Below are 14,635 nucleotides of genomic sequence, written 5' to 3'. Positions count from 1 at the left end.
GGGGGGGGGGTGAAATAGGTGCGAAGGCGCAAAGAGACCGAAGAGGAAGCGGTAAAGAGGCGGCAACAAATGTATGGATACAATGGAAAGTGCTGTGATAGAGTAATTGATCCAGAAACAGACGAAGGGCAGTATTTCATATGTGGTGGCATAGATACCTGCGACGAAACAAGGGTAGGCGAGTTTATAGGAATAGTAGGAGCGGTACTGTTTATCATCCTGGTACCGATTATGTTCATAGCAGGAATCATAGCCTTGATATGTATAGGTTGAATAGAAAAGAGGTGAGAATGAAATGTCATATTACAGTAATTATGGTTACGAAAGTAACGACGGCGGATGGGGAAAAATTATAGCGATTATAATTCTTCTTTTCTTTGTGGCCTGGGGGATGGACAGTTGCAGTGTGAGTATGGATCGACAGAGTAACCACATGGTTACGATAACAGACATCGAAGGGGACTATGTGTACGACGAAAATACTAAAATTGTGTATATCGAGAGTGTGAAATCAGAGTATAGAAGAGCTGCACACGCAACATATAGACCATACATCAGTCCATCGGGAAACTACTACAAATACGAAAACGGAAAACTGGTGGAACTAAAGGAAGAATCAAAGTAGCTGAAAAAGAAAGGAGTGATAAAATCCTATGAGGTCCTACAATCCGTTCGGGACTTGCAGGAACTGCGGGTGTCAGATTATGTGGGTTAAAACAAAGGCTGGAAAGAATATGCCGGTAGACCCAACGATGATCAGCTACCGCAGGCCAGGAGCAGGAGTAAAGGCAAAGGAGAAGATAGTAACGCCGGAAGGCGAGGTCGTATGTGCTGATAAGGTATCCTCCGAGAGTGCAGAAGGCTTTGGCTACATATCACACTTTGCTACCTGCAAGGCAAGAAACCGTTGAGAAAAAGAAAAGCCGCCCCTTTGACAGGAACGACTCGTGACTGAGAATATTATACTCGCAAATGCGAGAAAAGTCAAGGAGGCGACATTATGGCAACGGAGAATAAGGAGAAGGCAAAGGTCGAAGCAATCTTCCCACTAACGCAGGAACAGATCAACCAAATAGCTGCTATCGGTGCCAAGGAAGGTGTAAGGGCATACAAGGAAGAGCAGAAGAAGGAAGAGCGTAGGAGAAAGAAGGAAGATAGCAAAGTCAGAAAGACAAAGAAACTGCTCAGCTCGTATAGAAGAATCAAGGCGACGTTATCGGATGGAGAGCAGTTCACTCCGGAGGAGCAGGCAGAACTGAGATGGAAGTTCGTTGAGGACCTTATGGGAAACACAAGAGAGATAGCAGGAAAGTCCGAGAGGACAATCAAAGATACGGAGCGCAAGCGTGAAGAGGATTTATACTGTGTGTTCCGGATAGAAAAAGCGACCGAAATGTACCGTGAGGAGTGTGAAAAGAGCGGAAGCGAAGAGGCGAAGCGCCGTTACAGAGAGTTAAGCATGATGTACCTGGACGAAAAACCTTACACGGTGCAGGAGATTTCGGAAGTAGAAAACATAAGCGATAAGACCGTCTACAAGGACATAGGAATAGCTTGCGGCATTGTGGCTATTTACTTACTGGGTGCGGATTTCTAAACGCTCCCTGCGGCTGTAAAACAACCTGGTAGAAAATGAGTAGGTTGCATAAAGAATTACCAAGTGGTAATATGCTAATTAGCCGATAACCCAAATGTCACCCCTAAAAATAGCCAGTTGTATTTCTTCCCAACGGCAGGCACGGCAGGGCGAAATCCCTGCCAGTTAGCCGAAGAGGAAATATGAACAATCGGTTAAATAAGGCTATTTCAGTGTACTTAGGCAGGTCCGTATAGTATAATTAAACTATAAACAACCAGCATAAAAGGAGTGATTGAGATGGCAATTTGGATTAGCAGGTATAGCAATAAGGAGTTACAGAGCGGTAAGTATTACCCGGTAGGAATAAGCATCGGAACACCGAAGTTTCCGCTGGGGTACACACTGAGAAAGCAGTGCTACTCGCTGGCACCGAAAGGCTATATGCTGAATATGGAGCTTGACAGATTCAAGCCTGCATATTACGAGAAGTTGGAAGGTATCGGCACAGACAGAATCATCGATATGGTCGAGAAGATGAATGCGGAGGCAAGGGCAGAAGGGAAAGAACTTGTGCTTCTCTGCTACGAAGATGTGAGAGTTCCAGGAGACTGGTGCCACAGAACCGTATTCGCTGAATGGTGGGCGGAACAGACCGGAGAACTGATTAAGGAGTTATACGATCCGTCAGAGCCGAAGGTCAAGAAGCCTGCAGCTAAGAAAGAAGGCAAGGAACCTGTCAAGAAGGCAGTCGAAGCCAGGAAGGAAGAACCTGGTTACGAGCAGCTGAGTTTGTTTGGTTTGGCAGGGATTTAATCATAACATCCGGAACTGGTGTAAGTAGCACGTGGCTATTCCATAGTTAAGGTCCTGTTCATCGCAGGGTTCCGGTCCAAAAACAACGGCATCGCATCCGAAAGGGTACGGTGCCTTATTTGTTATCACGGAAAGTACATCAGTGTCCTTCGGGTCTGAGGTCTTTTTTGTGCAATATGCTGAGGTAGGTATCAAAAATCCCCGGGTCAGTACCAGGGAACCGCCTCGGCTTTTTGTATATATTGAACAATTTTTAGGGAAGGAGACAAGGATATGGCATTTTTTATGGACCCCGGAGCGATGTTCCTGGGGTGTTTAGGTCCGTCAGAGCAGAAGTTTCTCGTTACTCTGATAGAGACTGCAGCAAAGTCCGGATATACAAGGTTCGTTGAGCCATGTGCTGGCACCTTTGCAATGGCGAACTTGGCAGTACAGAATGGGTTTAAGGCGGAGCAGATCGAGACCAGCGACGTCAATATGATGTCAACAGTTCTCGGGTATGCGATTACCGGCCAGCCATTAGAGCCGCTGGAAATCCATGCACAAGGCTTTAGTGACGAAGAGCTTCTTGACCCGGCAACGGCATTGTATGCGCAGCTGTACCTCAGAACCTCGAAGAATGCGGGCAATGATTATTTCTATCAGATACTCACAGACCTACGCCTCAGACGAGAGGAACACATCGAGAGTATCAATCGGCAGATAGAGGTAATCAAGAACCTGCTCGGTGGCATGAGCTACAGACCGTTGGATATGTGGGAGCATCTGAAAGAGGTACTGGATGATCCGCACGCTTTGGTTATTGCAAACCCGCCGACCTACTTCTCCGGATATGAGAAGTTCTACGACACACAGGGCAAGATGACCTGGAAGGAACCGCCGTATGAACTGTTTGATCCGGAGACAGGACACCAGCAGTTCTACGACCTCTGCATGGATGCAAAGGCGTTGGTTATCTGCTACCAGGAGAAGAGAGCGGGCGAAGCGGTAGGATATACGATATATGCCCGCTCCGGCACGAGAGCAGATTTGAATGCCTACATCACTACGAACCGGGAGGAAGAGGCAACCGCTCTTGCAAACGGTAAGAAGATAAAACGTCCGGCAGAGAGTAAGTTGCAGCCGTTAGACTGCAGTATGCTTCCGAGAGATTATGTGATCCAGGAAGATAGCAAGGTACAGGTTATCCCGATTAAGTCGGCAGAGGCTCAGTATTACAGAGAGTTATGGACTCACAATTTTGTCGGTTCATCGGCGACGTTCAACAGGGCATTGCTGATTGATGGCTATGTGGCTGGGGTATTCGGCATCTCGAAGATGGCGGCAGACAGCGTATTCGTTTGGTACGTGATGAAGGTGCCACACAAGACATACCGCCTCGGCAGGCTATGTTATATGCTGGCGCAGAACAGAGATTTTGTAGATACACTCCTGGACAATATCGAACAGGAGAAGGTCACAAAGATGCGCACCGCAATGCTTACCAGGTACCCGGAGAACAAAGAGGTACGAGGCATCATGAAACTGGTAAACAGGGTTGAGGACAAGAAGAACGGCTACAAGCTCACGTATGAGGCTGAACTAGTAGAGGGAAGAACCGAACAGCAGACGCTTCAAGAATGGCTAAGGAGGGAAAACGAATGGCAGAAGAACAGAGCAAAGGCATCCAGCAAATCGAAGGATGCGAAGTAATCTATGATATGGGTTCCGGCTTGGTGATCGCCAAGGTTCCGCTGGATAAGGTTAAGGAGCAGGACATCAACGCCAGGATAATGAAAAACGAGATGCAGGATCAGTTGACCGCTAATATCAAGAAGCGAGGACAGCTGGAAAGCCTGCCTCTTTTTGTTTTGGTGGATGGCAAGCTGGAAATCATCAGCGGCCACCACAGAGTAAAGAGCGCGCGTGCTGCAGAGATGAAGGAAATCATCGCTATTGTCGATGTGTCCGGTCTCTCACGAAGCAAGATTGCGGCAAAGCAGCTGGCACACAATGCAATTTCCGGTTTCGACGACGACAGTACGTTGAGAGAAATCGTGAAGATGATAGACGATGTGGACGATATGATTGAGTCATTCGTCGGCAAGGAGATCATGGAAGAACCGCTGGAACAGTACGACAAGATGCTGAGTCCTGCGGTTCAGTTTGATTTTAAGAATGTGACGTTTACATTCCTTCCGCACCAGGTAAAGGATATGGACGCACTGGTTAAAGACCTGGAATCAAAGGCTCCGGACATTGTGGGCGTGGCATCCTACGAGCAGTGCAAGGGATTTGTGGAGACACTTAGCAAGTATCAGAAGTTTACGGACATCCGAAACGTCGGCGCGGCTATCCACTCCATGATCGAGAACGCCGCTCAGAAGATGGACGACTGCGGTTTCACAGAGGAAGGAGAATGGACCTACCTCGCTAAACTGTTTGGCAGTAATGCGGTACCGGGTGATTCTGCCTCTGTTATTCAGCAGGCAATCAAGAAAGCTGAGAAGGAAGGGACAATCACGAGTAAGAACAGGTGGCAACTGATCGAGTACCTATGTGCTGACTACCTCAGTGGCAGGTAGTTAATGTATGGCAGCTAAGCCAAAATACAATGCCCCTTACCACGATAACTGGGCGTGGTCTTTGGCTGCAATGGGTGCCACCAATGAAGAGATCGCCATTGCCATGGGAGTCTCCGAACGAACCATTATGCGATGGGCCAAGGAACACGAATCATTCGGCAAGGCACTTGGAGAAGGTAAAGGCGTATCAGATGCGAAGGTAATAAGGAGCCTCTACGAGAGAGCTACCGGCTATGAGTACGAGGAAGAGAAGAGAATTGTTGAGTATGACAAGGACGGCAACGTGAAACCGGTCAAGATTGAAAAGACCAAGAAGCACGTACCGCCGGATGTCACAGCTCAGATATTTTGGTTGAAAAACCGTCAGAGAGACCGCTGGCAGGATAGACCACAGGACTATGTGGATCAGAGTGGCGACAATGACACAGAGGTTCAGATTTACCTTCCGGACAATGGGAGAGATGATCGATGAAAGAAAAAATCATATTAGCTCCTCAGAAAGGACCGCAGGAAATGTTCCTAGCAACACCTGCGGATATTTGCATTTACGGGGGCGCTGCAGGTGGAGGAAAAACCTTCGGTCTGCTGTTAGAGCCACTTAGGCACATGAATAACCCAGACTACAACGCAACTATCTTCCGACGTGACTACACGCAGGTAACATCCCCGGGAGGCTTATGGGACAGTTCACGAAAGATTTACCGCTACGTGAAAGGTTCCCTACCGTTAAAGACACCAAAACTACACTGGACTTTCAAAAGAGGCGCATCGGTCAATTTCGCCCACCTCGGACGTGATGAAGATTGCGACGACTGGCAGGGTTCGCAGCTCACGATGATAGGATTTGACGAGTTGACGCACTTTAGCGAGTACCAGTTCTTTTATATGCTGTCTCGAAACCGTACAGATTCCGGAGTGGACCCGTATATAAGAGCCACTTGCAACCCGGACGCAGACTCTTGGGTTGCCGAGTTCATTTCCTGGTGGATAGATCAAGAAACCGGCTACCCAATATCGGAGCGGTCGGGAGTGATCCGCTGGATGGTGCGACTGAACGAGGTTGTTACCTGGTTTAACAGCAGGGAAGAGGCAGTGCAGGGCGCTATCGAGAATGGCATCGAGCCGAAAGAGGCGGAGACAATGCCTAAGAGTGTGACATTCATTGCGAGTACGCTGCACGATAACAAAATTCTGATGAAGAACGACCCGGGATATTTAGCCAACCTGCAGGCAATGGCTCTCGTACAGAGAGAGCGACTACTGCATGGTAACTGGAAGATCAAAGCCGCCGCAGGCTTGATGTTCAAGCGAGTAAAGGTAAATATGCTGGAAGAGATACCGCCCGATGTTATCAAGTGGGCGAGAGGCTGGGATCTTGCGGCAACATCTGAGGATGAAAAGGGAGACCCGGCGTACACAGCAGGCGTGCTGATCGGAAAGAGAAGAAACGGACGGTACATTGTGGCCGACGTTATCAATCGCCGGTTGAGTTCGTCCGATGTGCGAGAAATTATAAAGCAGACCTGCATAGCTGATAGGGCGAAATACGGAAGGGTAGCAACAAGACTTCCACAGGACCCAGGCCAAGCAGGTAAAGACCAGGCACAGAGTTTTATGAAGCTCTTGGCTGGTTTTGCTGTTAAGTGCATTCAAGAGTCCGGAGACAAGGTGACGAGAGCAGAACCGTTCTCGGCACAGTGGTTAGGGCTTGAAGGCATGGATAAGGGCAATGTTGATGTGCTGATTGCACCGTGGAATGAAGAGTATTTCAACGAGTGCGAGAACTTCCCGCAGTCAAAATTCAAGGATATGGTGGATGCAAGCTCGTCGGCATTTACAGAGTTGGAGAGTGGTGCTACATACTCAGCACCGCCTAAGGATAGCCGGTTAGGCAAGAGCAGTTATTGGAATAAGTGAGGTGAGAACAGATGGCTAACAAAGAAATCGGTCGCATAGGTCAGCGACGCTACGGAGGAACAATCTACGAGGAGTTCCTTCACGAACTGAGAGGCACACGAGGAATAGAGGTCTACCGTGAAATGTCTGAGAATGACGATGTGGTAGGTGCGATCCTCTTCGCTATCGAGATGCTGGTAAGACAGTGCGACTGGAATGTAGAGCCGGGAGGCGATACCGCAAAGGACAAAGAGGCTGCAGAGTTCGTAGAAAGCTGTATGCACGATATGCAGGACACCTGGACGGACACAATTTCGGAAATCTTATCTTTCCTCACTTACGGTTGGAGCTTCCACGAGATCGTGTATAAGCGCCGCATGGGAAATACGAAGAACCCAACCACGAAGAGTAAGTACACGGATGGCTTGATTGGATGGAAGAAATTGCCTATCAGAGCGCAGGAAACGCTCTACCGATGGGAATACGACAACGAGGACAATCTGCTGGGAATGACTCAGATGCCGCCTCCGGACTTTGGTACCTACACGATACCAATGAGTAAGGCTTTGCTGTTCCGTACAAAGAGCAGGAAGAACAACCCGGAAGGACGAAGCATTTTGAGAAATGCTTACCGATCCTGGTACTTCAAGAGAAGAATCCAGGAGATTGAAGGAATCGGCATTGAAAGAGACCTTGCAGGACTCCCGGTAATGCACGGACCGGAAGGGTTAGACCTTTGGAACGATGATATTGAGGACAACAAGCAGACACGAATTGCGTTGGAAAATATGGTAAAGAGTATTCGCCGAGACGAGATGGAAGGTGTGGTACTTCCGGCAGGATATGAGTTGGAGCTGTTAAGTTCCGGCGGCACCCGACAGTTTGACACGAATGCGATCATCAACCGCTACGATACCCGAATTGCAATGACGGTGTTAGCGGACTTTATTTTCTTAGGACATTCAGAGACCGGTTCTTGGGCGTTGAGTTCCGATAAGACAGAGCTGTTCGCTATGGCGATTGGCGCATTCCTGGATATGATCTGCGAGACGTTCAACAGCCAGGGCATTCCGCCGCTGATTGACATTAACGGCGAGCATTTTGCAGGCATCACGGAGTACCCGAAGATGTCCCACGGCGATATTGCGGATGTGGATGTAACGAAGGTTGCAGCATTCATCAAGGATATGACCGGCATCGGAATCCTGGTGCCGGACGACGGACTGGAAGATTACATTCGCCAGGTCGGACACCTGCCGGAGAGAACAACGGACGACAGGACGATAGACCAGCGGCGTAAGCAACAGGCAGAGCAGAACCAGCCACCGGAACCTGAGACAGCCGCAGGAAGCGATGAAAACGGCGAGGGCGAAGAAATCCCCGATAATGTGGTGGAAGCTGCTAAACAGCGATTAGGAAGGAGCGGTGCAAATGGCAATAAGGTTCATACGGCCAAAGCGAATACGCAAGGCAAAGACACCGGGCAGTCAAGAAGTCCTACGCAGACTTGAGGAGTACCTGCAGAACGAATGTGACGAACCGGTTGAAATCCTATGCGGGTTTTGGCAGGATCAGCAGGATGCCATCACGTACCAGGAACTCCGAAAGGCAGTAGCGGACGGAAGCCTCAGCAAAGAGACATTAGAGGCTTGGCAACAGGATTACTCAGTGCTTGTTGCCGAGAGATTACAGTCAATGTGGACGCAGGCAATAGCAGCGGGACCAACCGGGCAGCCAATCCTGGACGATCTCGCTTTTGAGTTTAACACTCAGACACCTGGCGTTCTCGACTGGATCAGTGAAAGAGGAGCTGAGTTTGTTACCCGATGCACAGAAGAACAGAAGGACGCAATAGCGGCATTCCTGGAAAAGAAAATGAGAGAGAGCCATACAGTAGATGAACTGGCAAGGCTCATTCGTCCATGCATCGGTCTGACAGAGGGTGACGCAAGAGCAAACGCCAGGTATTATGACAATATCGTGGCTACGATGCGAAAAGAGCATCCGAGAATGAAGATTGAGAGCATCCGCCGGAAGGCATTGGACGCTTCTCAGAAATATGCAGAGAAACAGCACCGGGCCAGGGCATTCACAATCGCTCAGACCGAGAGTGCTTTTGCTTATAACCGTGGAGCCGATGAAGGCATACGCCAGGCACAGGGCGAAGGGTATCTTGGAACGATGGTAAAGAGATGGAGTACATCCGGAGACGATTCGGTGTGCGACATCTGCAATGCGCTGGAAGGTACTGAGGTAGATATGGACTCCGACTTTGATTTCAAAGGAAAGGTTCTGTTTGCAGGACAACATATGTTACCACCTGCACACCCGAGATGTGCCTGCGCTATCGAGTATATCGAAGTGGCTGCACCGAGAGGAAGGAAGTGAGAAAGTGAAGAAGTTCTCTGATTTCATCAAGAAGTCTGCAGAACCGCAGAAGAAAGAGCCTGCCAGCAATGTGATTAAAGGCAGGTTTAAGATTGCCAAGTCCGACGACGACAAGCACCTGGCATTTGGCTGGGCGAATGTGGCTATCCGTGCTGACGGAGAAGAGATTGAGGACTGGCAGGAGGACATCATCGAGCCGGAAGAACTGGAAAACGCAGCATACCAGTATGTGTTACTCTATCGTGAAGGCGGAGAAATGCACGAAAGAGGCGGAGCTGCAGTCCTGGTTGAATCCGTGGTATTCACGGAAGAGAAAATGCAGGCAATGGGAATCCCGGCAGGCACTCTTCCGATTGGTTGGTGGATCGGCTTCAAAGTAACCGACGAGGATGTATGGGAAAAGGTTAAGGACGGCACATATCCGATGTTCTCAATCGAAGGAGAAGCCGAGAGAGTCGAAGTAGAAGATGAAAACACCTTGTAAAAATGGGGCGTATTGAGTTTTTCAGCAGTCTTAACCTTATAATTCCACATACGAGAGTGTAATAAGGGCATAGGTAGTTCGCATTATGGAGACAAATCTAAGCAAAAAGAACAAATTGATAAAACAGATCAGCAAGGCATCCGATATGGTGCCTTTTTCTGATTTCCTGCTCGAATTTATGGACCGCTACGGTTTGAATAACCTGCGAGAGTCCACAGTAGAGCAGTTAGAAGAGTTTATCAGCAACAGAAACATCATTCCGTTATTAGGAGAGGCACCGCAAAGGTGTCTTTTTTAATATAAATCTTGCGGAAAGGAGGAAGCAAAGTGGCAACAAAGTTAAAAAATCTCAGAATCAGCAAGGTTGATTTTGTAGATGAAGGTGCAAATCCGGATGCTCACATTAAGCTAACAAAGAGTAAAGGCGAAAAGGGGCAGTCCACAGGAGAGAATGGCGATAAGAATGGTTTTGTCAGCCGATTGTTCGGTTTCATCGGCAAAAAGGCCGGCATGAACCAGGAAGAGATCGACAGTGCAGTAGAGGAAGTTCTGAAAGGCAACTCTGTTAGTTTCAACGAGCGTTTCAATGAAATCAAGAACAGAAAGATTGCTGATGAAATTTGGGATATATGCTACGCACTGCAGGCAAGCCTCTGTTCGATTCTGAATGATGAGGAGCTGGATAGCACCGGCGCAGCAACAGCGATGAATGAGAGCCTTGACGAGTTCACTGCAGTAGTGAAGGAAGCGATTAGCAACTGGTCCGGCGGAAAGGTAATCAACATCGTAAAGAGTGACGAGGTGACGGAGAGTGACCTGGCAATGATGAAGTCTGCGGCTGCAAGGCTGAATGACAACATCGAGAAGGCACAGACCGCCGCTGGAAAGCCTGCCGGAGAAGGAGACGATCCGGAGGTAGACACAGAGGACAAAAAGGACCAGGGCAAAAAGAAACAGTCGAAAGGAGACAACGAAGATATGAAGATCGACAAGAGCAAAATGACCCAGGCTGAGCTTCTCATTCTCGAAGATATTGAGAAGAGATACGGCGTGGCAGACGACCCGGCTCAGACAGAGCAGAATCCGGAGGGAAAACCTGCGGTAACAAAGTCTGTTGAGAAGCCTGAGCAGAACCAGGAAACACCTGCAGATGGCGAGGACATCTACAAGGGACTCAATCCTGCTGTTAAGGCAGAAATCGAAGCACTCAGAAAGTTCCGTGAGGATGCTGAGAACAGAGAACTTGAAGCCGTAGCAGGCAAGTATGAAATCATCGGTAAGAAGAAAGAGGAGCTTGTACCTATGCTCAAATCTCTTAGAGCTACCGGTGGAACTGCATACAACGATATGATCGCCGTTCTTGATGCCACCGTGGAAGCGGTCAACAAGTCCGGCGTTTTTTCTGAGGTTGGCAAGTCCGGTCACGGCTCTGCGCACGTAAGTGATGCAGAGGGCAAGATTGAGGGTATCGCCAAGAGTTATATGCAGAAAGAACCTTCCATGAGCTATACGGATGCGCTGGCTAAGGCTTGGGAAGATAACCCGGACCTTATGGACGCATACGACGCTGAGGAAGGATTTTAAGGAAGGAGGAAAAGACCATGGCAAAGAGAAACTTCAACGGCTCACAGATTAACCAGTCTGTGACAATCGCAGAGCAGGCCGGTGCTGCTATCGACGATGTGAGAAACCTCATTCTCAAATATGACGAGAATGGAGATGTAGTCGTAGCAACCGACGGCACAGCACCTATCGTAGGCATTGCAATTATTGAGGCAGGCTATAACGACATCTCCGGAGCAGAGTCCGGAAAGGTTGCAAAGGGCGACCAGGTAGATGTTCAGATTAAGGACATCGGCTACATTCTTGCTGGCGGAGCCATCAAGAAGGGCGAAGAGGTAACTGCAACCGCAGGAAAAGCAACAAAGGCAGCTGACGGAGATTATGTGATCGGCGTGGCGCTCAGCAATGCAGCTGAGAATGACTATGTTAGAGTTCAGATTTCCAAGTATCAGAAGAATGCCGCAAAATAAAGAAGGAGGAAATGGTAAATGAAAAGAACAACGAAAAGCATCCAGGCAGAAATCGCAAAGGGTGCATTTAGACCGCACACAGCGCTTTCAACAATGGCGCTGGCTTACTATCAGCAGGAAACAACATCTTTTGCAAAGAATATGTTTCCTGTTTGCCCGGTGCAGCTGTCCTCTGACAATTACTATGTATTTGACAAAGAGGATTTGTTACGTGATAACTGGAATAGAAAACCGGCATACGGTTCAGTTGACCCGGCAGTAATCTCAGAGCATACAGAGAACTATGCCTGCCACGTAGATCAGATGATGATGGGTATTGATAATATCCGTCAGACAGACCTTAACCGCAGACAGGGACCTCACACCAAAGACCCACGCCAGCAGAGAACTAAGGTGATTGCAACACAGGCAAACATCCACCAGGATGCAGAGTTTTCAAAATCTTTCATGCGCAAAGGAGTATGGAAAAACGAGGCAACAGGCACCGATTCCGTGTCTGTTACATCCGGACAGTTTATCAAGTTCAGCAACGGAAACAGTGACCCGATCGCTTTCTTCCAGAACAAAATGACTGAGATCAATGAGGAAACCGGCCGCACCCCTAACAGACTTGGATTGGGTGTAAACGTCTACAATGCGTTAAAAGAGCACCCGGCAATCCTCGAGAGGGTAAAATACGGCGGTTCTACTCCTAACCCGGCAAAAGTAAATCTTAACGTACTGGCACAGCTCTTTGAAATTGACAGAATTGTCCTCGACAGAACTGTTCAGAACAAAGCTGGATTAGGACAGAATGCAGATATGGGATATATCGGGGATCCGAACTCATTCCTGTTAGCATATGCGACAGACACACCTTCCGTCGAGGAGCCTTCTGCAGGTTACATCTTCACATGGGATATGCTGGAGAATGGAATTTTGCTTCCGATTCTGAATTATCCTGGCGCACCGGGAACACATTCAGAGCTCGTTGAGGGTCTTATGGCATACGACATGAAGAAAACCGCAGATGATCTCGCGTTCTTCGGTTGCGACGCTGTATAAGGAGGTTCGCCATGAAATTGATTGCAAAGAAACGCTGCAGTTATGGCGGCAGAAAATTCTTCGCAGGGGATGAAATCCCGGCAGACATTGTGTTAAATGTCGAGAGGGAAGAAAAACTCGGCGTAATCTCAATCGCAAATGACGAAGCAGGGGTACCGGAACAGTCCGGTGCCCTTTATTCGCAGGAGCAGGTAGACAAGATGATGGCCGATGCAGTCGCCAATGCAAGCAAAGGATTTACGCAGGAGCAGGTGGACGAGATGATCCAGTCCGCAGTCGCAGAGCTTAAACCGTTCGACTCCGACAATGCCGGTTTTACCGTGACAGTCAAGGGCGAGGGTGACAATGTGACGGCGGTTTCCTGCAGTGCAGAGGATATTCAGTCTGTGGTCGATGTACTGCAGATGAATGCGGACGATGGTGCAAAGGCAGTAGCCAACGTACAGTCCGACAGCGTTCTGATTTTGATTCACGCCTTAGACACACGCGCTACGGTCAAGAAAGCGGCTCAGAAACAGCACGACACTTTATTCTCCGCTGACGGCAATTCAAACGAATCCGTAGGCGGTAACGCAACCACAGACAGCATTACGGAGGGAGCTGATACCTAATGTCAAAAGGTGCATACACATATGAGCCGGGAAACATCACGGAGTTTGGCAAAGACCGTATGAGGTTTGAACTTGGAGACACGATGGTAGAGGGCCTGGCAGATACGACGGCATTGACCGACGAGGAGATACAAGCAGCAATCGACGCATACCCGAATAAGTGGAAGCGTGCGAAGCTGATGCTTCTTGAAAGTTTGTGCCGTCGTTTTGCGTATGAGGTCAACACAAAGACCGGTCCTCTCAGCCTGGATATGAATGGCAGGGCGAAACTTTGGAAAGAAGATTACGACAAGCTGAAAAAAGAGGTCCAGGCAGAATCAGTGTCAGTGCCACGGTTCGGAAATGGGGTAGATGGTCCGCCTTACTTCCATACCGGAATGCACGAAAACGAGAGGGTGTGGAACGGATGATAAATGCGAGATTTATGTATTTAAGGCCGGGAAACTTATTCAAGGATTTTGTTGTCGAGTCAAATACGCAGGTTGTAACAGCGAGCGGAAGGGTAGTAAACGACCCGAAAGGAGACGGCTCAAAGATCATCAGAGGATGTCTTGCCGAGTCCACGAAGGAACAGAAGGAATCTCATTCAACGAGAGACCGTGTTTGCACCCATACGATTGTGCAGGCGGGAAGTCCGGAAGCAAAGAAGTCCGATAAACTCATACTCGGAAATCGCACGTTTTACATCATCGACCTGGACGAGGTGGGTAGCTTGGGTATATCCACAATCTACTACGCCGAGGAAAGGAAGGATGTCAAATGAAACTGTGGAACGATGGAAAAGCAGGGAGCGCAGGAAGTGCCATAAGGGCAACAGTCAAAGGACAGGTAGCCAAAATCAACCGGCAAGTCGTAGCCAGGGGCGTTAGGGCAGTGAATGCTATGAGAAACGCAGAACTGGAAGTGCTAAAAGGTCAGAGAAGCGGGCGAACATATCGCAGGCCACACAGCAAAGCGACCTACACAGCTTCGGCGCCAGGAGAACCACCGGCAAGACGTACAGGAAATCTCCGTATGCACTGGAATGGCCAGGTAAAGAGCGAAGACAGTACCGCTGGTGGCGGAGTCCAAATCATTGCAGAGCTGGAAAGCCAAGAGAAGTATGCTGGCTACCTTGAAAACGGAACGAAGAAAATGGCAGCAAGACCATTCGTAGACAAGATCAAGGAGAAGGCAACCCCGGAAATTGAGAAAATTTACAAGGAGCCGTATGGCTAAGGAGG

Annotated in this window: 20 protein-coding genes; all 20 read left to right on the top strand. The window is 48.8% G+C overall.

Annotated features, from left to right (window positions below):
* Positions 1-69: 69 nt before the first annotated feature.
* The 20 genes from GPK90_RS10700 (at position 70) to GPK90_RS10605 (ending at position 14,630) form a co-directional block, all read left to right on the top strand.
* On the top strand, positions 70-273 hold the full coding sequence (locus tag GPK90_RS10700) for a hypothetical protein (protein WP_215702938.1): 204 nt from the start codon (positions 70-72) through the stop codon (positions 271-273).
* A gap of 22 nt (positions 274-295) precedes the next feature.
* Entirely contained in the window at positions 296-625 is a 330-nt protein-coding gene (locus GPK90_RS10695; protein WP_215702937.1) for a hypothetical protein, read from the top strand.
* Positions 626-704: 79 nt separating this feature from the next.
* Positions 705-911 (top strand): hypothetical protein, encoded by a 207-nt coding sequence (locus tag GPK90_RS10690; protein WP_012742957.1) that lies wholly within the window; start codon positions 705-707, stop codon positions 909-911.
* Between the two features lie 89 nt (positions 912-1,000).
* Positions 1,001-1,597: a MerR family transcriptional regulator gene (locus GPK90_RS10685; protein WP_215702935.1), complete on the top strand. Its 597-nt coding sequence runs from the start codon at positions 1,001-1,003 to the stop codon at positions 1,595-1,597.
* Positions 1,598-1,876: 279 nt separating this feature from the next.
* Complete coding sequence (locus tag GPK90_RS10680; RefSeq protein ID WP_215702934.1) at positions 1,877-2,392, top strand: hypothetical protein; 516 nt, start codon at positions 1,877-1,879, stop codon at positions 2,390-2,392.
* A gap of 273 nt (positions 2,393-2,665) precedes the next feature.
* Positions 2,666-4,084 carry a putative antirestriction adenine methyltransferase gene (locus GPK90_RS10675; RefSeq protein ID WP_215702933.1) on the top strand — a complete coding sequence of 473 codons (1,419 nt, stop codon included), beginning with the start codon at positions 2,666-2,668 and terminating at the stop codon, positions 4,082-4,084.
* Positions 4,033-4,956, top strand: a complete 924-nt coding sequence (locus tag GPK90_RS10670; protein ID WP_215702932.1) for a ParB N-terminal domain-containing protein — start codon at positions 4,033-4,035, stop codon at positions 4,954-4,956. The genes GPK90_RS10675 and GPK90_RS10670 overlap by 52 nt, the downstream gene beginning before the upstream one ends.
* A 7-nt stretch (positions 4,957-4,963) precedes the next feature.
* Positions 4,964-5,428, top strand: a complete 465-nt coding sequence (locus GPK90_RS10665; RefSeq protein ID WP_215702931.1) for a helix-turn-helix domain-containing protein — start codon at positions 4,964-4,966, stop codon at positions 5,426-5,428.
* The gene (gene terL / locus GPK90_RS10660) at positions 5,425-6,873 is read left to right on the top strand and encodes a phage terminase large subunit (protein WP_215702930.1); all 1,449 of its coding nucleotides are present in this window, start codon (positions 5,425-5,427) and stop codon (positions 6,871-6,873) included. The genes GPK90_RS10665 and terL overlap by 4 nt, the downstream gene beginning before the upstream one ends.
* Positions 6,874-6,884: 11 nt before the next feature.
* Positions 6,885-8,363 (top strand): phage portal protein family protein, encoded by a 1,479-nt coding sequence (locus GPK90_RS10655; RefSeq protein ID WP_215702929.1) that lies wholly within the window; start codon positions 6,885-6,887, stop codon positions 8,361-8,363.
* The gene (locus GPK90_RS10650; protein ID WP_215702928.1) at positions 8,284-9,240 is read left to right on the top strand and encodes a phage minor head protein; all 957 of its coding nucleotides are present in this window, start codon (positions 8,284-8,286) and stop codon (positions 9,238-9,240) included. The genes GPK90_RS10655 and GPK90_RS10650 overlap by 80 nt, the downstream gene beginning before the upstream one ends.
* Before the next feature lie 4 nt (positions 9,241-9,244).
* Positions 9,245-9,724 (top strand): XkdF-like putative serine protease domain-containing protein, encoded by a 480-nt coding sequence (locus GPK90_RS10645; protein ID WP_012742948.1) that lies wholly within the window; start codon positions 9,245-9,247, stop codon positions 9,722-9,724.
* An 85-nt stretch (positions 9,725-9,809) separates the two neighbouring features.
* Complete coding sequence (locus GPK90_RS10640) at positions 9,810-10,022, top strand: hypothetical protein (protein WP_117483403.1); 213 nt, start codon at positions 9,810-9,812, stop codon at positions 10,020-10,022.
* 29 nt (positions 10,023-10,051) lie between these two features.
* Complete coding sequence (locus GPK90_RS10635) at positions 10,052-11,308, top strand: hypothetical protein (RefSeq protein ID WP_215702927.1); 1,257 nt, start codon at positions 10,052-10,054, stop codon at positions 11,306-11,308.
* A gap of 17 nt (positions 11,309-11,325) precedes the next feature.
* Complete coding sequence (locus GPK90_RS10630; protein WP_117483401.1) at positions 11,326-11,757, top strand: structural cement protein Gp24; 432 nt, start codon at positions 11,326-11,328, stop codon at positions 11,755-11,757.
* 18 nt (positions 11,758-11,775) lie between these two features.
* On the top strand, positions 11,776-12,801 hold the full coding sequence (locus tag GPK90_RS10625; protein WP_012742944.1) for a hypothetical protein: 1,026 nt from the start codon (positions 11,776-11,778) through the stop codon (positions 12,799-12,801).
* Between the two features lie 11 nt (positions 12,802-12,812).
* A complete protein-coding gene (locus GPK90_RS10620; protein WP_215702926.1) occupies positions 12,813-13,412 on the top strand; it encodes a hypothetical protein in 600 nt (199 codons plus the stop codon).
* Positions 13,412-13,822, top strand: coding sequence for a hypothetical protein (locus GPK90_RS10615; RefSeq protein ID WP_012742942.1), 411 nt, complete (start codon positions 13,412-13,414; stop codon positions 13,820-13,822). Before GPK90_RS10620 ends, GPK90_RS10615 begins: the two co-directional genes overlap by 1 nt.
* Complete coding sequence (locus GPK90_RS10610; RefSeq protein ID WP_012742941.1) at positions 13,819-14,175, top strand: hypothetical protein; 357 nt, start codon at positions 13,819-13,821, stop codon at positions 14,173-14,175. Before GPK90_RS10615 ends, GPK90_RS10610 begins: the two co-directional genes overlap by 4 nt.
* The gene (locus GPK90_RS10605; RefSeq protein ID WP_215702925.1) at positions 14,172-14,630 is read left to right on the top strand and encodes an HK97-gp10 family putative phage morphogenesis protein; all 459 of its coding nucleotides are present in this window, start codon (positions 14,172-14,174) and stop codon (positions 14,628-14,630) included. The genes GPK90_RS10610 and GPK90_RS10605 overlap by 4 nt, the downstream gene beginning before the upstream one ends.
* The last annotated feature ends 5 nt before the right edge of the window (positions 14,631-14,635 follow it).

The organism is Clostridium sp. MCC344 (assembly GCF_018785365.1).
Lineage (GTDB): Bacteria > Bacillota > Clostridia > Lachnospirales > Lachnospiraceae > Pilosibacter.
Note: the sequence above shows the minus strand (reverse complement) of the source record. Positions and strands in the feature narration are given on the sequence as shown.